Below are 25,833 nucleotides of genomic sequence, written 5' to 3' on the forward strand. Positions count from 1 at the left end.
GTATTGAGTAGTAAGTAGTAAGTAGTAAGTAGTGAGAAGTGAAATTAAGAAATTAATTATGAATCATAAAGATTTAGATGTTTGGAAAAAGAGCGTGGACTTGGTTGAGTTAATTTATGATTTAACTGCTAAATTTCCTAAAGAAGAAAAATTTGGCCTCGTAAGTCAAATGAGGAGAGCCGCAGTATCTGTACCATCAAATATTGCAGAGGGAGCTGCCAGAAAAGGAGATAAAGAATTAGTTCAGTTTTTAATGATAGTTTTAGGTTCTTTAGCTGAGTTAGAGACACAATATTTAATATCAGTTAGGCTTAAGTTTAATAAAAGTATAGCGGATATTGAAAAAATAATGATTGAGGTAAAAAAATTGCTTTTAGGGTTTAGAAATTATATAGTTAATAAGAAGTAGTGCATGGTGAATGGTGAGAAAAGAATAGTGAATGGAGAAAAGTTAAAAGTGAAAACGAAACAGGTCTACTCACAAAAAACTATTCACTCCTCACTATTCACTAAAAATAAGCAATGAAAAAGAAAGACATAATTTTAAAAGCAGATAACATTTCTAAGCAATATAAATTAGGCTTAGTTGGTACGGGTTCTATTAACGACGACTTAAAACGGTGGTGGTACAAAATTAGAGGTAAGGAAAATCCGTTTTTAAAAATAGGAGAAAGTAATGACCGTAGTACCAAAGGGAGTTCCGATTATGTTTGGGCACTTCAAGATATTAATTTTGAAGTAGAACGCGGTGAAGTCGTGGGTATTATTGGTAAAAACGGTGCAGGGAAATCAACGTTGCTTAAAATCTTATCCAAAGTTACAAGTCCCACAACTGGCGAAATAAAAACTAAAGGGCGTATCGCATCGCTTTTAGAGGTGGGAACTGGTTTTCATGGCGAAATGACAGGGCGTGAAAACATATACCTTAACGGTGCTATTTTAGGAATGACCAAAAAGGAGATTGCCTCTAAAATAGATGAAATTATAGATTTTTCTGGTTGCCAACGTTATATCGATACACCTGTAAAAAGGTATAGTTCGGGTATGACGGTGCGTTTAGCCTTTGCAGTAGCGGCATTTTTAGAACCTGAAATTTTAGTGATCGATGAAGTGCTTGCCGTAGGTGATGCCGAGTTTCAAAAGAAAGCCATTGGAAAAATGCAGGATATTTCTAAAGGAGAAGGTCGAACTGTGCTTTTTGTGAGTCATAATATGGCTGCAGTGAAGAATTTATGCACAAGAGCTATTGTTTTGGAGCATGGGAAAACTGTTTTTGAAGGTGGTGTAGATGAAGCTGTGGATTTTTATATCAATATGAATGTTACCCCTAATTCGTTACCATTACATAAACGAAATGATAGAAAAGGGTACGGTGATTTTTTATTTTGGGATATAATTAAACAAAAAGAAGATGGTTCTGTAAGTAATATATTTCTAAGTGGTGATACAATTATATTTGTAATTCAAATAAAAAATAAATTTAAGAGAGAAATAAAAGATATAAGAGTTGATTTTGGCTTAAATAATTCAAGAGATATTAGGATATCTTGGTTTAGCACATCTATTTTTAAAGAAAGAATAGTACTGAATGAATCAAAAGAAGATATTGAAATTCATTTGGAAATCAATAACTTACCGCTTAAAGCAGGTAATTATAGCTTAACTGCAAATTTGATTGTAGATGGTGTTCCTCAAGATTGGATATCTAATGCTGTCTATTTTGATATTGAAAATGGAGATTTCTTTAAAACAGGTAAAATTATAAGTAGTAATCAAGGAGATTTTTTAATAAAACATAAATTTTTATTGAATGATGAATAGAGTTCGGAAGTTAAAAAAAATGATTTTAAATTTTGAAGAGCAGTTAACGCATCATAGAAAAAAAGGCGATGATATATATGCTATGAGTATATTGCAACCATTACTGTTAGGCAGAGCTTATTTACCCATGAATGGAGGTGCTTTACGCCCCCTAAGTTTAGCATATATTTTGAATGAAATTGTTCTTAATAATAGAAGATGTATATTAGAATTTGGCTCTGGCATATCGACATTGTTAATAGCTAGATTAATAAAAGAAAATAAACTCGAAGCTAAGGTCTTTAGTGTAGAACATAATGAGGAGTGGGCTTTAAAATTAGCTTCCATGTTGAAAAATGAGGGGTTAGATGGTTTTGTCAATATTATTCATACAGATTTGTTTAAGGTTGAAACAGAGTTGGGTAATATCAATTGGTACGATTTAAAGAAAATTAAAAGCGAAACAAATGACTTTGAAATTGATTTGATCATAGTAGATGGTCCACCAGCAAATAATGAAAAAATTAAATATTCAAGATATCCAGCTTTATTTGAATTTGGAGCAAGTTTAGCTGATGACTTTTGTCTAATATTGGATGATGTAAATCGAGAAGGTGAAAAAGTTCTATTGAGTAAATATCTGAATAAAAATAATGGTGTACATTGCGAGATAGTTAGTGAGTCCATGGCAGTCTGTAGGAATAAAAAGAATTTTAATCCAATACCAATCTATTATTCAAAATAAAAGATGAAAATTGCAATTTATACAGCGATTTTTGGAGAAAAAGATGTTTTCAGAGAACCTAATAATTTTGAAACAACTGAGAATGTTGATTGTTTTCTAATTACAGATAATCCTGATTTAAAAACAAAAAAATATCGGATAATATTAAAGGAACAGAAATTTGCTGATGTAACTAAGAATGCAAGATTCTATAAAATTTTTGGGATTGAAGGCTTCAATCAGTATGATTATGTTATATGGCATGATGGTAGTTTGCAAATGAACTTAGATAATTTAAATGAATTAATATTATGTTCAAAAAAATTCACTTTAACAACATTCAAACATCCTATTAGAAACAACTTTTACGACGAGGGTATTGCTTGTATAAAATTGAATAAAGACAATTCTCTTAAAATATTTGCTCAAATTGTAATGTATAATTTTATTAGAATTCCGAGAGATATAGGTATGTTTGAAACTAGTATTCTTGTGAAAAATAACAATAAACCATCGCCACTATTTTATAAATTGTGGTGGAGTCAAATAAATAGATTTTCTCGCAGGGATCAATTAGGTATAGTCTATGCCATATGGAAAACAAATTTAAAAATAGGGTTACTTGATGGTTATAGAGACGAAAATATATATTCGAAATTTACACCTCATGAATACAAGTATTATATTGCTCCAGTAACATTGTTAGAAAAAATAAACAGAAATAGAGTTAGATTATTGTGTGTGAAAATCATAAATAGGTTAAAGAAATGATGAAAACATTCGTCATTATAGTAACATACAACGGAATGCCGTGGATAAAACGTTGTTTGGAAAGTTGTGACAAATACTCTACTGTAGTCATTGATAATGATTCTAATGATGAGACGGTTGCTTTTGTTAAAAAGCAATTCCCTGAGGTTAAAGTATTGGTCCAGGATAAGAATTTAGGTTTCGGACAAGCAAATAATCTAGGAATAAGCTATGCTTTAAAAAAAGGTGCAGAACACGTTTTTTTATTAAATCAAGATGCTTATTTATTTCCAGATACTATTGAGGTTTTACTAGATTTTCAAAAACGTAATCCTCTATATTGGGTACTAAGTCCGTTGCACGTTCAAGGTGATGAGAAACGGTTAGATAGGAAATTTTCAAACTATATGAGTTTTGATAAAAATCCAGATTTTTATTCCGATTTTGTTTTAGGTAATACGTTAAAGGAGGTCTACCCTGTTCCTTTTGTCAATGCAGCAGCATGGTTGCTGTCTAAAAAATGTTTAGCAACTGTAGGTGGTTTCGATCCTATTTTTTATCATTATTGCGAGGATGATAATTATTGTCAACGTGTGCTTTATCATGGAGGTAATGTCGGTGTGGTTCCCACAACCAAAGTGATTCATGATAGAGAAAATAGAAAATCACAACTAATAAAACCGTTTTCTGAAGCTTATTATTCCAATAAAGTTAGACAATTTAAATATATACATGCAAACGTTAATTCCTTTAATGAAGCTGGGTTAAATAGAAAGTTGGAATTTTATAAAAAACTTTTAATTAAGGCTATCCTTAAAGGAAGTCTTTCTCAGTTTGTATATTTAAAACAAGAGTTAAAATTGATTAAACAAGCAAAACTTGAGATTGTAGAAAGTGTGAGAAAAAACAGAACGAAAGGGTTTACTTATTTAAGTTTTAGTGAGAATAAATAGCCCTTTTTTTAATTATTTGAGAGTTCATCAATGATCTTCTCTCCAGAACCTTCCTCTCTCAAATTTAATTTTTATTTTAGCTTCATATACTAAATCATGAGCGAACCCCTTGTTTCTATTATAATTCCCACATTTAACCGTGCCCATTTAATAAGGGAAACTTTAGATTCGGTACTGGCTCAAACTTACATCAACTGGGAGTGTGTTGTGGTAGATGATGGGAGTACGGATGATACAGATACTGTTATGGCAGAGTATTGTGCTAAAGATACTCGCTTCCAGTACCATCATCGACCAAAAGATCGTTTGCCTGGAGGGAATGCGGCTCGTAATTATGGGTTTGAAGTTAGTAAAGGGGAGTATGTGAATTGGTTTGATGATGATGATGTGATGCTGACAGGTTTTCTACAGCAGAAAATAAATGCCTTTATCGAAAATATACAATTTGTAGTATGTTCAGGAACTTATGTTAGTCACAATTTACAAAACCCGGAACCTATAAATTTGAAATTAGATACCTATTTATATAAAGATTATGTGCTTTGGAATTTTAAGATAGTTACAAATAATGTTACTTTTAAAAGAGAATTTTTTGAAGGCAAAAAGTTATTCGATATTAACTTACTAAGAGGGCAGGAAACGGAATTGCTTTCCAGATTGTTTTTCAATATTTCAGAAGAACAATATAAGATTATAAATGAGCCTTTATTTCTTTATAGACAACATGAATTTACAAAAACAACTTTAAACAAAAAATATGTACCTAAATTTAAATTCGCTCAGAGTCATATTAATATTGAAAATCTTAGACGTTCAATTGAATTAAAAGATTGTGAATTAGTAAATTACTGTTTTGAAACACTTGTGGTATTCTATTTTCAAAGTTTAGAATTTAAAGATTATAAAACCACAGGCTATATTTATAAGCGTTTATGTGAGATTTTAAAAACAATAAATAGATCAGTGTATTTGGAATTTAAGTTGTTGGGAGGAGGGCTTTTTATTTTTCAGGGTAATAGTTCTAGGTTATGTAAATATATGAAAAGTAGAACAATATGTTAAATACCTCTCTGGTTTCAATAATTATCCCGACATATGATAGTGCCGCTACTTTAATAGAAACCTTAAAAAGTGTAAGTAATCAGAGCTATCAAAATTGGGAATGTATCATAGTAGATGATGGAAGTATAGATTCTACACGAGAACTAGTGCGAAATGCAGTAATAGTAGATGAAAGATTTCAATTGTACGAACGCCCTAAGGTTTTAAAAAAGGGTGCAAATTCCTGTAGAAATTTTGGATTGACTAAATCAAAGGGAGGTTATCTTATGTTTCTAGATTCAGATGATTTGATTACTATAAATTGTTTAGAAAATAGACTTCAAGAATTTGTAAGGGATAAAAGTTTAGATTTTGTTATAACCAATACCTCATACTACAAAAATAACAAAAAGAGCAGCGTGGCGATATGTGAATTCCCTGAACAAACAGTCTCGAGCATATATCTTCATGAATTTTTGAGTAATGAATTACCGTGGACCATTATGGACGTTCTTTGGAAACGCGAGGCGATAGAGTCAGTTAAGTTTGACGAGTGTTTAGCACGTTTTCAAGATGATGATTTTCATATTAGGGTTTTATTAAACAAAGATTTAAAATGTTACCGCATAAATATAATAGATAGTTATTATCGAGTGGAAGATGAACAAGTGTCACTTTCTGATAAATATATTGATGAGGCTCTAAAAGATTATTATAAAATATTGATCAAATATGAACATTTAAATCTTGTGTTAAATTATAATACTTGTTTAAAGAGATTTAACTGTAAAGTTATTTTAGAGTTTATTTTGCCTTTTTTTGAATTAAATAAACGGAGGTCCAATAAAATATTAAAGTATAATTTAAAGAGCAAATTGTATACTTTAAATCAAAAATTATACATTGGTTTTTTAATACTGCTTCTAAATTTAGAATTGTTTAACATTAAAGGAATAGGTATTAACACCTTTAGACGTCAATTAAAAAAAGTTATACTAAAATAACTATGGATCAATCTTTAGTCTCAATTATAGTTCCCTGCTACAATCAAGCTCATTATTTAGAGGAGTCGCTTCAATCCGTATTAAATCAAACATTTACAAATTGGGAATGCATTATTGTAAATGATGGTAGTCCGGATAAAACAGAAGAAATCGCTAATAATTGGATAAAAAGAGATAAGCGATTTCATTATGTTTTTAAAAAAAATGGGGGATTATCTAGTGCTAGAAATTATGGTATTAATAAAAGCCATGGTATTTATATTTTACCACTTGATGCCGATGATGTGATCGATGCCTCTTTTTTGTCTAAGCTAGTTCCAGAACTAGAAACAAATGAATCATTGGGAATTGTTTCCTGCTATAGTAAATTTTTCTTCAAGAATTTAAAAAATATCGTTAATGAGTTAAAGCCTACAGGAAGTACAAGTATTAATTTGCTTTATGTTAATCAATTAATTGCTACATCCTTATATAGGAAAAAATGCTGGGAAGAAGTAGGAGGGTATGATGAAAACATGAAAACTGGTTTTGAGGACTGGGAGTTTTGGATTGCCATTACTAAAAGAGGTTGGAATTATAAAATTATACCCGATTTTCTGTTTTATTATAGAAAATCTAAGAAATCGATGTTAGTTGATACCATTAATAATCATTTTGAAACTAGTAAACATTATATAATTAAAAAGCATAGAGAGCTTTATATTGAAGATTTTGATAACTGTATGATAGTTATGTTTTATCATTTAAAAACATATAGATCAAGTGAGGTTAAAATAAAAAACTCGTTAGAATATAAAATAGGAAAACTGATTACGAAGCCCTTTAAAATTTTTCAAAACATAGTATCTAAATCATAATGATGATTTCAGTTATAATTAGAAATAAAAACCAGGATCAAGCACTTACTTTTCTGCTAAAAAATTTAACAGAAAGGTATTTAGAAGACCTTGGAGAAATTATAGTTATCGATAACTTATCTACAGATAAAAGTGAAGAAGTTGCGACACAATACGGAGCTAAATTTGTAACTATTGAAAAATTTAGTTACGGTGGGAGTGCTAATTATGCTGCTAAACAAGCTAACTTTCCCATTGTAGTTATGTTTAGTGCCCACTCTTACCCTGTAAGTCATGATTTTTTTAAACTTATAAAAAACAAGTTTAACGAAAATTCTAACCTAGCGGGAGTACGATGTTTACATAATCCTAACGATTATATAAATTATATAAATAAGGTTTCGGCAAATGAAGACCCTAATAAGTCGGGACTTATTTTTTCAGGGTCGGCATTTCGCAAAGCTGTTTGGGAAAAGCATCCTTTTCGAGAAGATGTTGCTACTTTCGAGGATAAAGAATGGACCGTTCGGGTATTAAAATTAGGCTATGAGATTGAATTTGTGCCTTCCATTTTTTGCTATCAGATTATACGAACTAAAAAACAACTCTTTTTTAGATTTAAAAATGATATGGTCGGTAATTATCAATTATGGCATAATGAAGTTCGTTTTTTAAGTGTCACTAAGGGGGTTGTTATGTCTGTTTTAAGACTTCTAAAAGGGGTTTTCGTAGATTTATGGTATACGGTTTTAAGGTATTTATATGCTTTAAAGTTTATGTTTAACAAACCTAAAAAATTTTAACGGTTAAAAAATTGTTCATCGACTGGAAGCGTAATCATGACTAAGTATAACAATTTTGATTTTCTACGATTTTTATTTGCCGTATTTGTGGTCATTACACATACGTTTGCGATATCTGGCGTTGGTGAAAATAATGAGTGGGTTATGCAGCTTTCAAATAATCAAGTCGCACTGTCTCAAATCGGTTTAAGTGGTTTTTTTTTAATAAGTGGCTACTTTATGATTCAGAGTCTGCAACGTAGTAAAAGTATTTTAGAATATTTTAAGAAACGTTTTTTACGACTTTTTCCAGCTTTAATGGTACTGCTCATAATTACCGTGTTGTTATTGCCATGTGTTTATGAGGGAGAAATACCGTTTTATGCGAATAAGCAAGTCCTTACATATATTCCTAACAACTTGTCACTTTATTTTTTTCAACCCGTTATAAAAGGCATATTTGATAATAATCCTTACCATTCCATCAATGGTTCTTTATGGACGCTCAGGTATGAATTCTCCATGTATATTGCCATTGGTTTACTTTATTTTATTAAAGACAATTTAAAATTAGTGAGAGTCCTAATAGGTACTGTTTTTATAGTAATGCTAATATGCTACAATTTTTTCATGCAAAGGTTTGGTGGTTCTTCGGTTTTAGGAATGCAAGGAAGTCCTATATTAAATTTAGGATTGTTTTTTGTTTGTGGAAGTTTTTTAGCAACCCTTAATTTTGAGCACATAAAAAATAAAAAGACTGTACTACTTATAGGAGTTATAGTATTACTGATTTCAGTTTACTTTAATTTTTACAGTCATATAAAACATGTTTTGCTACCTATTGTTGTTTTACTAATAGGTTTTATTCCTTTGCCTTTTTTTAGTTCATTTGGCAAATTAGGAGATGCGTCATACGGAGTTTATATTTACAGTTTTCCTGTGCAACAAGGGTTGATGTATTTTTTTGAGTTGAAATTGTATTCAATTATGTTTTTATCGGTTTTTATGTCCATTATTCTAGGTTACCTGTCTTGGTATCTAGTGGAGAAAAAGGCTTTAAAGTACAAGACAAGGACTGTAGGTGTTCCTATAAGGTTGTTGAGATGAATTCAGTTTTATAAATTTAAAAGTTAAGTGATAAAAAACTAATATGAAGCGTTTAAAAAAAATCAGGAAAATATATCGCATATTATTCCCCATAAAATTTACTGAAGATCAAGTTTTTCAAAACAAACTAGCATCAAACCCGGTTATTAACTCTTTTATTAAAAATGAAAATAACTATGAAATTACCTTAAGGGATGGAGAGAAATTAGTTTTAAGAAACCAAAATCATAGTGATTATGATGTTTTTAAACAGGTATTTAATGATGGAGAATATGATATCGTATTAAACATATTGCGTTTAAATCCTTGTTTTCAAAAAAAGAAAACAATCTTAGTAGATGCCGGGGCAAATGTGGGATATACTACAGCTTTTTTTTCTAGCAATTTAAATTCTTTGGATATATACGGGGTAGAGCCTTCCAAAGCGAATTGTGATATGTATATGAAAAACAGTAGTTTTTTAAAACACGCACACAATATAAAGTTATATCACAAAGCATTAAGTGAAAGTATAAATACAAATTATAAAATTGAAAGAAACTTTGGGGATAAGCGGGATTGGTCACTAACAACAACATTAGATGAAGAAGGAGAAATAGGAGGGGTAACGATAAACGAAATAATTGAAGAAAATAGATTAGAATATATTTCACTCTTGAAAATTGATATTGAAGGAGCTGAGAGGTTTATATTTAGAGAAAATAATGATTTTTCTTTCTTAAAAAAAACAGAAATTTTAGCTATTGAAATACATGATGAATTCGGTATTAGAGAAAGGATATATGATATACTGAGGAGGAATGATTTTTTTATTTTTGATGTTAGTGAAACTACTATTGGTTTGAATCAAAAAATATTACAAAGAAAATGAATGTTAAGCTAAGCATAATAATTCCTTGTTACAATTCACAATCGACTTTAGAAGAGACTTTAGTGTCCGTTGTTGATCAGGAATTTCAAGAATGGGAAGCATTAATAATTAATGATGGGTCTACCGACTTAACAGAAGAAATTGCTTTGAAATGGGTCAAAAAAGACATTCGAATTAAATATTATTCAAAACAAAATGAAGGACTCTGTAAAACTAGAAATTTTGGAATAGACAAGGCTAAAGGTGTTTATATATTACCATTGGATTCGGATAACATGATATTAAATGATTTTACCAAAGAAGCAGTTGCATTATTAGATAAAAATGACGAAATAGGAGTAATTCATGGGAATGCTGAGTTTTTTGGGGAAAAAACAGGTCTTTGGGAAATTGGAGATTTTTCTCTAGAAAAGATGCTTTTGGTTAATTATATTGATGCCTGTGCTGTTTTTAGAAAAAAATACTGGAAGGAAGTTGGCGGGTATGATGAGAATTTGCCTTTCAAAGGGTTGGAAGATTGGGAGTTGTGGTTAGCCTTTGGAGCAATTAACGTTGTTTTTTATCATCTAAAAAAGGTGACCTTTAGGTATAGGGTTTCGAGACATTCCATGATAGGTGTTTTTACAAAGGAAATGGCTGAGGGTACAAGTGAATATATAGCCAAAAAATATAGTAGTTTGTATCGGTATCATTTCAGTAAATATTATTCTGAATATGTGACTTTATCAAATAAACAAAGAAGTAAAAAATATGTAATTAATTCTTTTTGTAAATTATTTTTTGGTAAAACTATTTTTCAGGCTAAATAAAATGTATAATATAACAGTCAGCATTTTCATGCTCACCTACAATCAGGATCAATTTATAGCGCAAACTATAGAAAGTATACTGATGCAAAAAACTTCATTTAATTTTCAATTAGTGATAGGGGAAGATTGTAGTAGCGATAGCACAAGGCTTATATGTGAACATTATGCTTTAGAATATCCTGATAAAGTTAAATTATTACCCGCTTTAGAAGAAAATATTGGTTTAATCGCTAATTACATGAGAACTATAAGGGAGTGTAATGGCAAATATATAGCGATTTGCGATGGAGATGATTATTGGATTGATGAATTTAAACTTCAGAAGCAGGTTGATTTTTTAGAAGCGCATTCTGATTATTCAATTATTTATTCAGGATATAACAAACTCTATCCGGATGGAACATTAAAGAAAGCGGTTCTAAGTTTTACGCAACCAGAATCTAGTTTTTCAGATTTAATTTATGATAATTATATAGCGTCTGTTACCGTGCTTTTTCGAAATGATAAAAGTTTAAGCAAATTGCCAAACTGGATAACTAAATTACCTTATGGAGATTGGCCAACATATTTATGGCTGATAAAAGATAAAGGTAAAATTCATTTTTTGAATGAAGTAACCGCAGTATATAGAATGGGAATAGGTGTTTCTTCGTCAATTATAAAATATAATAGTGTTTTATTGAAAGTGAATTTAAGAATTTTAAACTTCATGTTGAATGATGCTAATTTTAAAAGTAAAGAAGCATTAATTCGAACCGTTATTTTGGGAAAGATGAAAAGTTTAATGATCAGCTATAATAGAGAGAAGAAATACTTAAAAGGATTAAAGCAACTTAAAATAAATTTTACAAAAAACGAAAACAAAGCAGCCTTAATAAAGTTGTATTTGTATTCAATATATAAAAATTTTGTATGAAAATCCTAATGGTAGCCATACCAAACCATCATTTTTTTCAGTGGGTAAACCAATTGAAAGACTCCGGCTTCGAAGTGTGTTGGTTTGACATTACAGATGGTGGACCGCCTTCAAATAAAATATCTTGGGTTAAACAAATTAAGGGATGGAAATTACGTTGGGATTATCCTTTACGAACACGAATAAAAAAAAACTACCCGAAATTAAATCGTTTTCTGCAACGTTTTAATGAGGTATCTGTATCCAAGTCTTTTGAGGCTACTTTTAAATCCTTTAAACCAGACGTAGTACATTGTTTTGAAATGCAATTATCGGGCTTACCTATATTATCTGTTTTGCAACGTTATAAGGTGCCTTTAATTTACTCGTCATGGGGAAGTGATATGTATCATTATAGCTATTTAGGAATGACCAATTTAGAGGTGTCATCTTTTTTAGACCGTGTCAACTATTTAATTACCGATTGTAATCGTGATGTCACCATTGCAAAAAATAATGGTTTTAAAGGGGAGTTTTTAGGTGTTTACCCTGGAAATGGCGGACTTTTTCTCCAACCGCAAGCCATTAAACCTCTAGACCAGCGTAAGATAATTATGGTAAAAGGTTATAATGATGGTATAGGCCAAGCTATTGTAGTTCTAAAAGCCATGGCATTATTGCCGCAATCTTATTTTAAGGATTATACCTTAACCATTTATAGTGCTGATAAAATAGTAGAAGACTTTATTGCCAAAACCCCATATTTTCACAAATTAAAAATTAAAATATATTCCCGATTTTCGTTTGTGGATAATCAAGTGCTATTAAATATCATGGGGGAAAGTATTTTACATATTGCTAGTAGTATTTCCGACGGTATGCCTAATGCCTTATTAGAGGCTATGGCTATGGGAAGCTTTCCTATTCAGTCTAATCCAGGTCGAGTTACTGAAGAGGTTATTACTCATGGGAAAAATGGTTTTCTAATTTCAGACCCTTTGAATGAACAAGCTATTAGTTTATTAATTGAAACAGCTTTAAATGATGTGTTGCTTCGACAGAACGCTCAGGAATACAATGTGAAATATATGAAAGCATACTATAATCGCAGTGCTTTGAAACCTCAAATTGTAGAATTGTATCAATCTATTTTAACTTAAGTTATGGAGTTGTCATTTTTAATTGTTACCAAAAATAGGCCTGCTGAGTTAAGTAAAACCCTTGATAGATTATATAAGTTGATAGACATATCGCGACATGAAGTTTTGGTTTTTATTGATGGATGCTCAGATACCGAGTTGCTAATAAAAAAATATAATTGGGTAAATTGGACCATTTCAAAACATAGTTTAAGCGCTTCTCCAGCAAGGGCTGTATTGTATAAAAGGGCTAAAGGGGTGATTTTTATTGGTTTAGATGATGATGCACATCCTATAGGAGATCGTTTCATTGATTCAATAAAAACAGAATTTGAGTCAAATAAAAATTTAGGAATTATTGCTTTTCAGGAAGTTCGAGGGATTTTTAAATCTGATGCAGAAGCGTTGTTAAAGGCAAAGCAAGTAGAATCTTATTTTACCAATGATTTTGTTGGCTGTGGTTTTGCTATTAAAAAGGAAGTTTATGATGCCACTAATGGCTTTCCTGTTTGGATAGATATTTATGGAGAAGAACCAGCATTGGCACTAGAAGTTATGGATTTGGGTTATCAGATTTTATATCAACCAAATATTAAAGTTAACCACCGTGTAGATATTGAAAAACGGAAATCGCAAGGGCGGAATTATTTTAGATTTGAACATCAATTAAAAAATAGTTTAAGGTATTACTTGGTTTATTTTCCAAATCCCATTTATAAAATTGCAAAATTGCTTTTTCATAATTTTAAAAAATATGCGATCACCGATATTCGTTATTTTAAGTCTTTTGTTTCTGTATGTTTTAAAACGCTCTTTAGTTTACCTCAAATATTAAAATACAGAAAACCTGTAAAAACAAAGACACTTACCTTGAAATCAAAATTAAAACTTTTAAACTATTCCGGATAAATGCTTTTTAATTCATTAGATTTTGCTGTCTTTTTACCAATCGTATTTGTGCTTTATTGGTTTGTTGTGAATAAAAATTTGAAGACGCAAAATGCTTTATTAGTTATTGCTAGTTATGTGTTTTATGGTTGGTGGGATTGGCGTTTTTTATTCTTAATACTTTGTAGCTCTTTAGTAGATTACACTATTGGACTCATGCTTGAAAAGGAACATGGTTTAATTAAACGTAAGGTTTTGTTATGGGGTAGCATAGGGGTAAACTTAGGTGTATTAGTTTTTTTTAAATATTATAATTTTTTTGTAGACAGTTTTACCGAAGTTTTTTCATTGTTTGGGGCAAAAATACAATCCAATACCTTAGATGTTATTCTTCCAGTTGGCATTAGTTTTTATACTTTTCAAACACTAAGCTATACTATTGATATTTATAAAAGAAAACTGAAGCCAACATCCAATCTTGTTGCTTTTTTAGCTTTTGTTAGTTTTTTTCCTCAATTAGTGGCCGGACCTATAGAACGAGCTTCTAATTTATTGCCACAGTTTTACAGTATGCGTAAATTTCATTATTCAAAGGCTGTAGATGGTTGTCGGCAAATATTATGGGGACTTTTTAAGAAGATTGTTATTGCTGATCAGTGTGCTGAATATGCCAATGAGATTTTTAACCACCCTGATGATTATTCAGGAAGTACATTATTGATGGGTGCGCTCTTTTTTACATTTCAGATTTATGGAGATTTTTCGGGATATTCAGATATTGCTATTGGAACTTCAAGGCTATTTGGTTTTAATTTAAAACAAAATTTTGCCTTCCCTTATTTCTCTAGAGATATAGCTGAGTTTTGGAGACGGTGGCATATAAGCTTGTCTACTTGGTTTCGAGACTATTTATACATTCCTTTGGGTGGCAGCCATGGTGGTACTTGGGTTAAAATAAGAAATATATTGATTATTTTTTTAGTAAGTGGTTTTTGGCATGGGGCTAATTGGACTTTTATTATTTGGGGTTTTTTAAATGCGCTCTACTTTTTACCATTAATGTTAACAAAACGCAATAGAAATAATTTAGATATAGTGGCTCAAGAAAACGTATTTCCAAATTTTATCGAATTGTTTAAAATGGGGCTGACTTTTATCTTAACAATAATCGCTTGGATCTTTTTTAGAGCCGAAAGTGTTACAGGCGCATTTTCTTTTTTAAAGGGAATGTTTTCTAGGAGTTTATGGTCTATTCCAACAATCAGACCTACAGATATATTGGTTTTAATTCTCTTTTTTCTGGTTGTTGAATGGTGTGGAAGAAGGCAAAAGCATGCTTTAGAGTTGTTATTCATAAAAAAAGCAAGACTGTTAAAATGGTCTTTTTATATGTTAGTGTTGGTGTTAATATTTGTTTTTAGTTCTGATACGGAGCAAACATTTATTTATTTTCAATTTTGATATGAAATTATTTTTAAAACATATTTTCATTTTTGGAATAGTCTTTTTTATAGCAGAAAAAACACTGTGCTATTTTGTTCAAAATGCACCTACGAAAGAAAATGATAGACGGCTAGAGTATGTGTTGGAAAGTCAAATGAATAAGGATATTATCATTTTAGGTTCCTCTAGAGGTGCACATGATATTATTGCAAGCAAAATAGAAGAAAATACAGGTTTAGAGACTTATAATTTATCCTATAGGGGATCAGATATTGACTTTCATGAATTTGTTTTAAGATCCCTGTTGAAACATAATAAAGCTCCCAAAATAGTGCTTTTGGTTATTGATCCTGTTTATGAGTTCATCCAAGAGCCTAGCCTTGGATTTAGGACAGATCATATAATTCCGTTAAAAAAGTATGATGATATAAACAACGAACTCATTAAAAGGGAGAAATTTACCTTTCTTTCTAAAATATTATGTGTTGCACGATTGAATAAAAAAGACTTTAGTTTTAAAAAAAAGGAGGCTTCACCTTTTGAGGTCTTATCCAGTCATGGCTCGCAGATTTTAGATGAGAAAAGGGAGTTGACTATAGTTTATAATAATGAAAATGTTGAGTATTCACAGGGAATAGAGCAAAATAAAAAATTAATTAAATTTAATAATATTAAGGCACTATGTAAGAATAAGGATATTGAATTAACTTTTATAATCCCTCCTAACTTTAGTAGATTCAATAGGAGTTTTTATAACCGATTTAAAGAACTTGTTGATGAAGATAATAAAGTTATGATATATGACACGTTAAATGTTAACTATACACAACCTCATTATTTCTTTGATGAATCACATTTAAACAAAGAAGGAGCTGAAATTTTCACCTCAGAAATAAGCTTGTTTATAAATGAAAATAAGTAAAGTTTAAAGCAGTAACCTTTTTGTTAAAAAACGTATTTTAGCATTAATAAAAAATATTCGATACGAACTTCATGAAAAAAATTGGATTCATTCCGCTTAGAAAAAATTCCAGAGGCATACCAAATAAAAATAAACGTAAAATGGTGGGACGACCATTGTTTACCTGGGTATTGGGGGAAGCCATTTTTTCTAATTTGGACGAAGTGTATGTGTTTACAGATGATGCATGGGTGATAAACTTTATAAAAAAGGAGTATCACTGGACATCTAAAGTAAAAGCAGTTTTAAGAAGCGATGAAAGTGCTACCGATACAGTGTCTACCGAGTTCGCTATGCTGGAGTTTTGTGAGTCCATAAACTATCAATTCGATATCTTTTGTTTGCTTCAAGCCACATCACCTTTTACAACACGAACCGATATAAATGCCTGCTTAGTACCATTAAATTACGATTACGATTCGGCTTTAACCGTGGTTAATACCCATCGTTTTTTATGGAATGAAGATGGCACCCCAATAAATTACGATCCCTTAAACAGACCACGACGACAAGATTTTAACGGACTTTTAGTTGAAAATGGCGCGGTTTACACAGCAACAAAGGCGGTGTTGCAAAAGCATAATAATAGATTGGGTGAATATACAGCTATTGTAAAGATGCCTGAAGATTCTCTATTGGAAATTGATAGTGAATCCGATTGGATTGCTGTAGAGAGTTTGCTCATCGAGCGTCAAAAACGATCTAAAATATCAGCAAAAATCACTCATGTGGTTTTAGATGTCGATGGCGTTTTTACCGATGGAACCATTACATACACCAAAGATGGCGAACATACTAAAGGATTCGACATGCGTGATGGTATGGGACTTGAAATTTTGAGGCAGTTTGATATTCAGGTGATGATTATGACTTCTGAAAATTCCCAGCTTGTGGCAAAACGCATGGAAAAATTAAACATAGACCATGTGTTTTTAGGTGTGAAAGATAAATATACCCTGCTTCATAAATTGGTATTAGAGCACGGGATAAGCATGAACAATGTGGCTTATGTTGGCGATGATGTCAACGATTTAACCAATATTTGTAGTGTGGGTTGGTCCATAGCACCTAATAACGCTACTGATATTGTTAAAAGTCATGCCGATGTGGTGCTTTCCAAACCTTCTGGTGCTGGCGCTATTCGAGAAGCTTGCCAGTTTATCATGAATTACAATAAAAGATTTTAACACATTACTTATTTACTCTTAGATTAATTAATGACTTCATATAAAAAACCATACGTTATTGCAGAAATAGGCTGCAATCATAAAGGCGATATAACTATTGCCAAAGAACTTATTAAAGTGGCAAAAATATTTTGTGATGCCGATGCTGTAAAGTTTCAAAAACGAAATAACAGAGAGCTTCTAACGGAAGACCAATACAACCAACCCCACCCAAATCCTGCAAATTCATATGGTGATACTTATGGGGCGCATCGTGAGTTTTTAGAGTTTGATGTAGCACAACATCAAGAATTAAAAAACTATTGTGAGGAAATTGGGATTACCTATTCCACATCGGTTTGGGATGTAACTTCAGCTAAAGAAATTACATCTTTAAATCCAGAATTTATTAAAATTCCGTCGGCTTGTAATAACAATGAAGCCATGTTGGTATGGTTGTGTGAAAACTATAAGGGTGAACTGCATATTTCAACTGGAATGACGACTAAAGATGAAATTGAAAATTTAGTCACGCTTTTTAAAAAACACAAAAGAAATAAAGATTTAGTGCTTTATAACTGTACCTCAGGCTATCCCGTACCTTTTGAGGATGTTTGCCTGTTGGATATCAATTTACTAATTGAAAAATATAAAGATGACGTTAAGCATATAGGGTTTTCGGGACATCATTTAGGCATCGCAGTAGATGTTGCTGCTTATACCTTAGGCGCGAATATTATTGAACGCCATTATACCATAGACAGAACCTGGAAAGGCACCGATCACGCAGCCTCATTAGAACCTATGGGATTACGTAAATTAACAAGAGATTTGAATGCCGTTTATCAAGCACTTAGCTATAAAAGTCAAGATGTCTTACCTATTGAGCAAGTGCAACGTGACAAATTAAAAAATAAAAAAGGCTAGAAAATTAATGAATAAGAAGGTTTTTATATTTTTCCCCGATGGTGTTGGTTTAAGAAATTTTGCCTTTACCGATTTTAAGGAAATTGGAGAACAGATGGGGTTCGATATAACGTATTGGAATAACACCGTTTTTTCTTTAAAAGATAATTTAGGGTTCCAGGAAGTAAAAATAGAAGACCATACAGCACACCCCTTACTACCTTTTTATTCTAGAGCAAGGAAAAGAGTAGAATTAAATATTTCTCGTGATAAATTCAACGATGAAGTTTATCCCACTTATAAATTTCCTTTTAATTACTCAGGTATTAAAAACAGTTTAAAAAGTTTGTATACCCAAGTGTTAATTGGCCTTTATAATTGGGATAAAGGGCTCGTTAAATTACGACATAAAATAAACAGATTAGAACGTTCAACCTCAAAATACAGCTATTGCAAAGCGCAATTAGAAAAGTATAAACCTGATGTTGTATTTTGTACCACACAACGAGCTACCCAATCCATAAGTGCTTTATTGGCAGCCAAGGATTTAGGGATTCCAACCGTGGCTTTTGTGTACTCTTGGGATAACGTGCCCAAAGCCATGCAGGTGGTTGAAACCGATTATTACTGCGTTTGGAGTAATTTAATGAAGGAAGAGCTTTTAAAATATTATCCTTTTGTTAAAGAAAAACAGGTATTTGTTACCGGAACGCCACAGTTTGAACCGCATTTTGATACGCGTTTAAAACAAACTAAAGCAGAATTTTTTAATCAGTACGGCTTAGATTCTAACAAAAAATACATTTGTTACTCTGGTGATGATGAAACCACATCACCATTAGATCAATTTTATTTGGAAGATTTAGCCCATGCGGTAAGACGTTTAAATGATAAGGGATACAACTTGGGGATTATTTACAGGAAATGCCCGGTCGATTTTACTACAAGATACGATGCCGTAATTGAAGCTAATAAAGATATTATAAACGTTCTAGATCCTTTATGGAAACAAGTGGGCGAACAATGGAACCAAGTCTTACCTACTCCTGAAGATTTTAAAATGCTGTATAACGTTTGTGAGTATAGTGAATTGGTAACCAACGTATGTTCTTCCACAGTATTCGATTTTGTGGCGCATAACAAACCGTGTATTTATTATAACTACGAACAACCACAATTAAAAAAAGGTATTCGAGATATTGGTCAGAATTATAAATATGTGCACTTTAGAAGTATGCCTAGTGATCGCGCCGCTGTTTTCTGTAGAGATAAAAAGGAACTGGAAGGGTTGCTTAAACAAATATTAGACGGGAAACTTTCTAATGTTGAGGAAGGAAAGCAATGGTTTAAAATAGTTGCGGGTGAAACACCTAAAGAGGCCTCAAGGCACATTTGGGCTGTTATGAATAGAATATTAAAATAGTCTCATGTTAAGATTTGCTAAAGTCATAATAGGTCTAATTATAGCATGTATTTTGTTCGCTTTCGTCTTAGACGAAATTTATAATAGGATGTATCGCAATGGAAAAAGAGTAAATAGAGTTAAATTTCTATTAGATCAAAAAGACAAGCACTATCATTTAATTTTTATTGGTTCGTCAATAGTTGTAAATATATTAACCTTGAAGGTTGTATTATAGATTATAATCATAAATAAATGGAACTAATGCTAAATAAAAATCAAACAAATAATGCTATTTAATTCATTTACATTTCTCTTGTTTTTTGTGGTTGTCTTTAGTATCTATTGGACTTTAAATACTAATTTAAAAATTCAGAATGCATTTATTCTAATTACAAGTTATGTGTTTTATGGATGGTGGGACTATAGATTTTTAGCACTAATAATTTTTAGTACTTATGTTGATTTTTATGTAGCAAAAAGAATTCATTCAGCAAACCTGAAAAAAACTAAAAAAAGATGGCTCTTGTTAAGTCTTTTTTCAAATTTAGGAATGTTAATAATATTTAAATATTATAATTTTTTTGTTGATAATTGGGTGTTGCTATGGGAGTCTTTAGGTGTTCAAACGTCTGTGCATACTATGAATATTATACTACCTGTAGGAATTTCATTTTACACATTTCAAACTTTGAGTTATACCATTGATGTATATAGAGGGCAATTGAAACCAAGTAAAAATATAATTAATTTTGGGGCTTATGTTGCTTTTTTTCCTCAATTAGTAGCAGGACCTATCGAACGAGCCACTCATTTATTACCTCAGTTTAGTATAAAACGTAATTTTAATTATAATCAGGCTGTTTCTGGAGTAAACCTATTTATTTGGGGATTGTTTAAAAAAGTGGTAATCGCAGATTCCTGTGCGGTATATGCTAATACTATTTTTGAGAATTATGAAAGTTTAAATTCATCTACTTTAGTTTTAGGTAGTATTTATTTTGCTTTTCAGATTTATGGAGATTTTTCAGGCTATTCGGATATGGCTATCGGATTGGCTAGAATGTTAGGCTTCGATTTGAGAACAAACTTTAGATACCCTTATTTTAGTAGAGATATAGCCGAGTTCTGGAGGCGATGGCATATTTCCCTGTCAACTTGGTTTAGAGATTATTTATATATTCCTTTAGGGGGATCGAAGGGGCGTATTAGTAATCAAATTCGAAATGTGTTTATTATATTCATTGTAAGTGGCTTTTGGCATGGGGCTAATTGGACTTTTATTTTTTGGGGCGTATTAAATGCTTGTTATTTTTTACCTTTACTTCTGTTTAAATTAAATCGCAAAAATTTAGATGAAGTTGGCGAGGATAAAACTAAAAGTTTGTTTATTGAATTACCAAAAATTTTAATCACTTTCAGTTTAACTTGTTTTGCATGGATTTTTTTTAGAGCGTCTAATATAAGTGAAGCTTTTAACTACATCGATAGAATTTTTGAGTTAAAAGTTGGCATAGAATATTTGTCTATTGAACGTTATTCTGTAGAACTTTTACTTTTAATCGGGGTGTTTGTTGTTGTTGAGTGGTTTAATCGATTAAGGGAAGAGCCTATTTCAGGAAAATGGTCGTTATTAAAATTATGCATGATATTAATTGGAATTATGGTATTTGGAAGTTATTCTAACCCTCAGGATTTTATTTATTTTCAATTTTAAATGGATAAATTTTTAAAATACATGCTTTTAATTGTTTTTATTAGCATAGTTTCTTTGTATTTGTTAGATACGTTGTATACTAACGTGTATTCTAATGCTGTTCCACGAAATAAAACTCAATTTATATTAAGCCTTGATGAAGGTGAAACTATAGATTATGTGTTTTTAGGAAGCTCAAGAGTTGAGAATTTTATTATGAGTTCAGAAATAGAACGGATAACGGGAAAACGAGTATTAAACCTGGGATCTCAAGGAGCAAGACTAGATGATCTAAATATTTTTTTAAGACTTTTGGTGTTTAAAAAGGTTAAAATAAAAAGGATGTTTGTTCAAGTTGATTATATATATAATTTCGACTGGAACTCAGAAATTGTACGAACTCAAGTTTTACCTTTTATTAAAGGTAATTCAGTCATTCAGGATTATTTTCATAAGGTAGATAAAGATTTTAACATTAACTATTACATTCCATTTTATAGGTATGCTACTAGTGATTTTCGGTTAGGGTTTAGGGAGCTAGTGGCAAGTGCCGTTGGTAAACAACCTAAAATAAATTTTTATGACGGTTTTTCACCGCTTAGTGGACAAATGAATGCTGATGATACAAACGGTTTTGATTTACCTAAAACCATTCTTGAAAGCAATAGGAATATTGAAGAAATGGTTGCGATTTGTAAGGATAGCGGTGTGGAATTAACTTTCTTTTGCGCACCATTTTGTTCTAATCTAAATTCAAATAATTATTTAGAAAAATTAAAAATGAAATTACCAAACTTTACAGATTTATCGAGGGTATTAACAAAGCCTTCAATGTTTAAGAATTGTGGTCATGTAAATGGGAAAGGCGCTAAAGTTTTTACGGATACTATTATATCACGTTTTAATTTATGAACTTAGCTTTCCTAACCCCAGAATACCCACACCCTAAAGTAAATCACGCTGCAGGGCTAGGAACAAGTATCGGTAATTTAACAAAGGCCTTAGTCAGGCATGGGCATGCTGTTTATGTATTTGTATATGGACAAAAACAAACGGAAGACTTTATAGAAGATGGGATTCATTTTTATTTAATAGCTGATAAAGACTTTGCTTTTGCAAAATGGTATCACTATCGTAAATACATTCAAAAAGAAGTTCAGAACATAATATCCAAGGAGCACATCCAACTTTTAGAGGTTCCCGATTGGACAGGGATTTCTGCTTTCATGAAGTTTTCGGTGCCTGTGGTGATGCGTTTTCATGGTAGCGATACCTATTTTTGTCATTTAGAACAACGCTCTCAAAAACTTAAAAACAAGTGGTTTGAAACTTTAGCTGTTCGCGGGGCTCAAGCCTACATAGCCCCCACTAATTTTGCAGGAGAACAATCTAAAATGCTGTTCAATATTAAAAACAAGCCCATTAAAACCATTCACTATGGTTTACAGTTAGAGGGGTTCACGAATACTCATCCAGAAATGTATACACCATACAGTATTTTGTATTTAGGGACACTTATACGCAAAAAAGGGGTTCTTGAACTGCCTGAAGTTTTTAAAAAAGTTAGGCAGGAATACCCTCAAGCAACGTTAAAACTTATTGGTAGTGATGCTTCCGATATTCAGACAGGGAACCATTCAACATGGAATTTACTAAAGGAAGGTTTTTCTAAAGAAGATTTAAATCATGTGCATTATTTAGGAAGGTTACCCTATAATGTCATTCAAAAACACATTCAAGACGCTCATGTTTGTGTGTTTCCTACCTACGCAGAAACTCTTGGCATGGTGACTATAGAATCTATGGCCATGCTAAAACCTGTGGTGAACAGTAATATTGGCTGGGCACAGGAACTTATGGAAGATGGTCAAAGTGGTTATTTAGTCCATCCCAAAGCCCATGGTGATTACGCTGAGAAAACCAAAGCACTTTTCAATAGTAAATCGAAATGCTTGGAAATGGGAAAGGCAGCAAGAGCGTATGTTGAAGATCATTTTGATATGGAGAAACAAGTGGTTAAGAATGTTGAGTTTTATAAGAAATTTATAAAATCATGATAGTTCTGACCCACAATAACCAAAAGGCAGTTAGTGTTGAAGATATTAGTACGAGCACCGAGATTGATTTTAAAGCAACAGATTCTATTTTAAATGTAATGTATGCTTTGGCCGAGCAGTTCCCGAACCACGTTTTGGTATGGCAGCATGTGTCAGCAGTTTCATATGTCGATTTCGATTATATTGCAAGGATCCCAGCTTTAGATAGAAAATGTCTATCCTACTGCTCACAATCTTTTTTTCCAGATGCTATTGGTTATGTAGAACAATCCCCCTTTATTAATATCAAGAAAGAGGTATGTTATCCTACATGGCAAATGTCTGGACTGATTGGTGTCATCAAAGCTAGTAATTTGTTACAGTTTAAAAATGAAGTGAGTTCGATAAACTTTTCCTATGCCTTAAATGCGATAGCTAAATTGGGAATGCCTCAAGGTTTGCGGTGCTATTCTGAGCCTAGTTTACTAAAAAAAGAACTGCCTTCTCACGAGAAACAGGCTAGTGAATCTTTACTTTTTAAGTTTGTCAAACAACATTATAAATGGGTTTGGGTGTGGTTACTATTTTTAAATAAATGGATTTATGAAAGAAAGTTTTCTTTATATGCCTTGTGTCATACGTTTACAACCAAACGGACTCATGTGTTATTCAAATCACAATCAATTTCAATAAAAAAGGGAAATCAAGAAGGTGATGGTCCATCGTCCATCGACGTTATCATTCCAACCATAGGTCGTCCCGATTATTTATATGATGTGCTTTTTGATTTAAGGAATCAAAGCCATTTACCAAATCGGGTTATAATTATTGAGCAAAACCCCGAACCTGAAAGTGTTTCTGATTTAAATTATTTACATTCTGAAATCTGGCCTTTTGAAATAGATCATACCTTTACGCATCAAACAGGGGCTTGTTTTGCAAGGAACCTAGCTTTAAGTAAAGTGGAAAGTGAATGGGTGTTTTTTGCAGATGATGATATTCGAATTGAAAGCAGTTTTTTGGAGAAAGTAATGAATAATTTGAAGGGGTATGGTGTTCAAGCCGCCATGCAAAGTTGTTTGTTAAAAAATCAAAAGAAAACATATAAAATCATACATCAAACTTCTATTTTTGGGTCAGGTTGTTCCATTGTTAGTTCATCTTTTGCTAAGAAATTAAAATTTGATGATCATTTAGAATTTGGTTTTGGCGAAGATACTGTATATGGTATAGAATTAAGGAGGTTGGGAGTAGATGTTGTCTATTTTCCAGAACCTAATATCTTGCATTTAAAAGCACCACGAGGCGGATTTCGATCAACATTTGTTCAACCTTGGGAACATGAAAAAATTCAGCCCAAACCCTCACCAACCATCATGTATTTAAAACAGAAATATTATACAAATGAACAGCTTAACGGTTATAAAACAATACTTTATTTTAAAATGTACAAGTTTAATCTTTTCAAGTTAAAAACATTTATGAAACGTTGGAAACAAAGTGAAAAATGGGCAAAATTTTTGTCAAATAAAGGAGCTCTAAATAATGCTTAAAATCTACACCAACAAAACATTTTTAACGGAAGCCTATCGTAAAAAGGTTTTCCCTTTACTATTTGATCTGTCCTACTTAAAGCATAAGTGTTTATTAGGATACTACCGCTTAGTGGAGGAAGCGAAGGAATGTGATGTCATAATCATGCCCATAGATTATGCCGAGTTTATAAAGCATCAAAATGAATTTGATACCTTACTTCAGCTATCTAAAACTTATGATAAGCCCTTATGGATTTATACAGCTGGGGATTATGGTTTTACCAATTCAATTGAAAACGCGTATACGTTTAGGTTAGGCGGATTTAAAAGTCAGCTACCAGAACACACTTTTGTGATGCCGTCATTTATAAACGACCCTTATGACAAAGTTTTGGAATGTAGAGGATTTGTTTCCGTGAAAAGGGCTGAAAAGCCCTCGATTGGTTTTGTTGGTCATGCACAAGCTGGCCTTTTGAAATACATAAAGGAAGTGGTGAGTCATTTAAAATTTCACGTTAAAAGACAAACCAAAAAGCTAACAGCAGACGACCAAACCTTTTACCCTTCAAGTATAAAACGGGCCAAATTGCTTCGAAAGCTAGAGCAGAGTCAGTGTCTAAAAACAAATTTTATTTTAAGAAATAAGTATCGTGGTGATTTAAGCACTGAAGAAGGAAAAAAACAAACAGAAAAAGAGTTTTTTCAAAATATTTATGTGAATGCGTACACGTTTTGCATTAGAGGCAGGGGGAATTTTTCGGTGCGTTTTTATGAAACCTTGGCTGTTGGTCGTATTCCAATATTATTAGATACCGACTGTAAATTACCCTTAGAAGATAAAATCAATTGGAATAAACATGCGGTAATTTTGGATAGCCAAAGTTCAGTAAGCTTAGAAGATCAAATAATCAATTTTCATAATAGTTTATCGGCAGAAGAATTTGAGTCCTTGCAAGCCTCAAACCGACAACTATGGCTTAATTTTCTAAAAAGAGAGCGTTATTTTATGGAGATTTACAAGATATTTGTAAACGAGAAAAGGGATGTTGTCTAATTGTTTAACTGTGAATATGTTTGTTACGCAGAGCT

Annotated in this window: 25 protein-coding genes; all 25 read left to right on the forward strand. The window is 31.7% G+C overall.

Annotated features, from left to right (window positions below):
- Positions 1–58 precede the first annotated feature (58 nt).
- The 25 genes from JJL45_RS08155 to JJL45_RS08275 all read left to right on the forward strand — a co-directional run bounded on the left by JJL45_RS08155 (position 59) and on the right by JJL45_RS08275 (position 25,798).
- Complete coding sequence (locus tag JJL45_RS08155; protein WP_068602953.1) at positions 59–409, forward strand: four helix bundle protein; 351 nt, start codon at positions 59–61, stop codon at positions 407–409.
- A 113-nt stretch (positions 410–522) separates the two neighbouring features.
- Complete coding sequence (locus tag JJL45_RS08160; RefSeq protein WP_068602952.1) at positions 523–1,821, forward strand: ABC transporter ATP-binding protein; 1,299 nt, start codon at positions 523–525, stop codon at positions 1,819–1,821.
- On the forward strand, positions 1,811–2,545 hold the full coding sequence (locus tag JJL45_RS08165) for a class I SAM-dependent methyltransferase (RefSeq protein ID WP_068602951.1): 735 nt from the start codon (positions 1,811–1,813) through the stop codon (positions 2,543–2,545). The genes JJL45_RS08160 and JJL45_RS08165 overlap by 11 nt, the downstream gene beginning before the upstream one ends.
- A gap of 3 nt (positions 2,546–2,548) precedes the next feature.
- Complete coding sequence (locus tag JJL45_RS08170) at positions 2,549–3,295, forward strand: glycosyltransferase domain-containing protein (RefSeq protein WP_068602950.1); 747 nt, start codon at positions 2,549–2,551, stop codon at positions 3,293–3,295.
- Positions 3,292–4,227, forward strand: coding sequence for a glycosyltransferase family 2 protein (locus tag JJL45_RS08175; protein ID WP_068602949.1), 936 nt, complete (start codon positions 3,292–3,294; stop codon positions 4,225–4,227). Before JJL45_RS08170 ends, JJL45_RS08175 begins: the two co-directional genes overlap by 4 nt.
- Positions 4,228–4,323: 96 nt before the next feature.
- A complete protein-coding gene (locus JJL45_RS08180) occupies positions 4,324–5,289 on the forward strand; it encodes a glycosyltransferase family 2 protein (RefSeq protein WP_068602948.1) in 966 nt (321 codons plus the stop codon).
- Entirely contained in the window at positions 5,283–6,272 is a 990-nt protein-coding gene (locus tag JJL45_RS08185; protein WP_068602947.1) for a glycosyltransferase family 2 protein, read from the forward strand. Before JJL45_RS08180 ends, JJL45_RS08185 begins: the two co-directional genes overlap by 7 nt.
- A gap of 2 nt (positions 6,273–6,274) precedes the next feature.
- Positions 6,275–7,129, forward strand: coding sequence for a glycosyltransferase family 2 protein (locus JJL45_RS08190; protein ID WP_068602946.1), 855 nt, complete (start codon positions 6,275–6,277; stop codon positions 7,127–7,129).
- 2 nt (positions 7,130–7,131) lie between these two features.
- Entirely contained in the window at positions 7,132–7,911 is a 780-nt protein-coding gene (locus JJL45_RS08195; RefSeq protein WP_068603138.1) for a glycosyltransferase, read from the forward strand.
- 36 nt (positions 7,912–7,947) lie between these two features.
- Entirely contained in the window at positions 7,948–8,997 is a 1,050-nt protein-coding gene (locus JJL45_RS08200; protein WP_068602945.1) for an acyltransferase family protein, read from the forward strand.
- Positions 8,998–9,040: 43 nt separating this feature from the next.
- On the forward strand, positions 9,041–9,868 hold the full coding sequence (locus JJL45_RS08205) for an FkbM family methyltransferase (protein WP_068602944.1): 828 nt from the start codon (positions 9,041–9,043) through the stop codon (positions 9,866–9,868).
- Positions 9,865–10,677, forward strand: a complete 813-nt coding sequence (locus JJL45_RS08210) for a glycosyltransferase family 2 protein (RefSeq protein ID WP_068602943.1) — start codon at positions 9,865–9,867, stop codon at positions 10,675–10,677. Before JJL45_RS08205 ends, JJL45_RS08210 begins: the two co-directional genes overlap by 4 nt.
- A 1-nt stretch (position 10,678) precedes the next feature.
- Positions 10,679–11,593, forward strand: coding sequence for a glycosyltransferase (locus JJL45_RS08215; protein ID WP_068602942.1), 915 nt, complete (start codon positions 10,679–10,681; stop codon positions 11,591–11,593).
- Positions 11,590–12,732: a glycosyltransferase gene (locus tag JJL45_RS08220; protein WP_068602941.1), complete on the forward strand. Its 1,143-nt coding sequence runs from the start codon at positions 11,590–11,592 to the stop codon at positions 12,730–12,732. The genes JJL45_RS08215 and JJL45_RS08220 overlap by 4 nt, the downstream gene beginning before the upstream one ends.
- A 3-nt stretch (positions 12,733–12,735) precedes the next feature.
- Positions 12,736–13,620, forward strand: a complete 885-nt coding sequence (locus JJL45_RS08225; RefSeq protein ID WP_068602940.1) for a glycosyltransferase family 2 protein — start codon at positions 12,736–12,738, stop codon at positions 13,618–13,620.
- Positions 13,621–15,060 carry an MBOAT family O-acyltransferase gene (locus JJL45_RS08230; RefSeq protein ID WP_068602939.1) on the forward strand — a complete coding sequence of 480 codons (1,440 nt, stop codon included), beginning with the start codon at positions 13,621–13,623 and terminating at the stop codon, positions 15,058–15,060.
- Position 15,061: 1 nt separating this feature from the next.
- Entirely contained in the window at positions 15,062–15,964 is a 903-nt protein-coding gene (locus JJL45_RS08235) for a hypothetical protein (RefSeq protein ID WP_068602938.1), read from the forward strand.
- A gap of 71 nt (positions 15,965–16,035) precedes the next feature.
- Complete coding sequence (locus tag JJL45_RS08240) at positions 16,036–17,190, forward strand: acylneuraminate cytidylyltransferase (RefSeq protein ID WP_068602937.1); 1,155 nt, start codon at positions 16,036–16,038, stop codon at positions 17,188–17,190.
- Between the two features lie 30 nt (positions 17,191–17,220).
- Positions 17,221–18,096, forward strand: coding sequence for an N-acetylneuraminate synthase family protein (locus JJL45_RS08245; protein ID WP_068602936.1), 876 nt, complete (start codon positions 17,221–17,223; stop codon positions 18,094–18,096).
- A 7-nt stretch (positions 18,097–18,103) separates the two neighbouring features.
- Complete coding sequence (locus JJL45_RS08250) at positions 18,104–19,498, forward strand: CDP-glycerol glycerophosphotransferase family protein (protein WP_068602935.1); 1,395 nt, start codon at positions 18,104–18,106, stop codon at positions 19,496–19,498.
- Between the two features lie 268 nt (positions 19,499–19,766).
- Positions 19,767–21,194 carry an MBOAT family O-acyltransferase gene (locus tag JJL45_RS08255; protein WP_068602933.1) on the forward strand — a complete coding sequence of 476 codons (1,428 nt, stop codon included), beginning with the start codon at positions 19,767–19,769 and terminating at the stop codon, positions 21,192–21,194.
- Entirely contained in the window at positions 21,195–22,085 is an 891-nt protein-coding gene (locus JJL45_RS08260; RefSeq protein ID WP_068602932.1) for a hypothetical protein, read from the forward strand.
- Entirely contained in the window at positions 22,082–23,230 is a 1,149-nt protein-coding gene (locus tag JJL45_RS08265; RefSeq protein WP_068602931.1) for a glycosyltransferase family 4 protein, read from the forward strand. The genes JJL45_RS08260 and JJL45_RS08265 overlap by 4 nt, the downstream gene beginning before the upstream one ends.
- Positions 23,227–24,762, forward strand: coding sequence for a glycosyltransferase family 2 protein (locus JJL45_RS08270; RefSeq protein WP_068602930.1), 1,536 nt, complete (start codon positions 23,227–23,229; stop codon positions 24,760–24,762). The genes JJL45_RS08265 and JJL45_RS08270 overlap by 4 nt, the downstream gene beginning before the upstream one ends.
- Entirely contained in the window at positions 24,755–25,798 is a 1,044-nt protein-coding gene (locus JJL45_RS08275) for an exostosin family protein (RefSeq protein ID WP_068602929.1), read from the forward strand. The genes JJL45_RS08270 and JJL45_RS08275 overlap by 8 nt, the downstream gene beginning before the upstream one ends.
- Positions 25,799–25,833: the final 35 nt, after the last annotated feature.

Source organism: Tamlana sp. s12 (assembly GCF_016767215.1).
Lineage (GTDB): Bacteria > Bacteroidota > Bacteroidia > Flavobacteriales > Flavobacteriaceae > Pseudotamlana > Pseudotamlana agarivorans.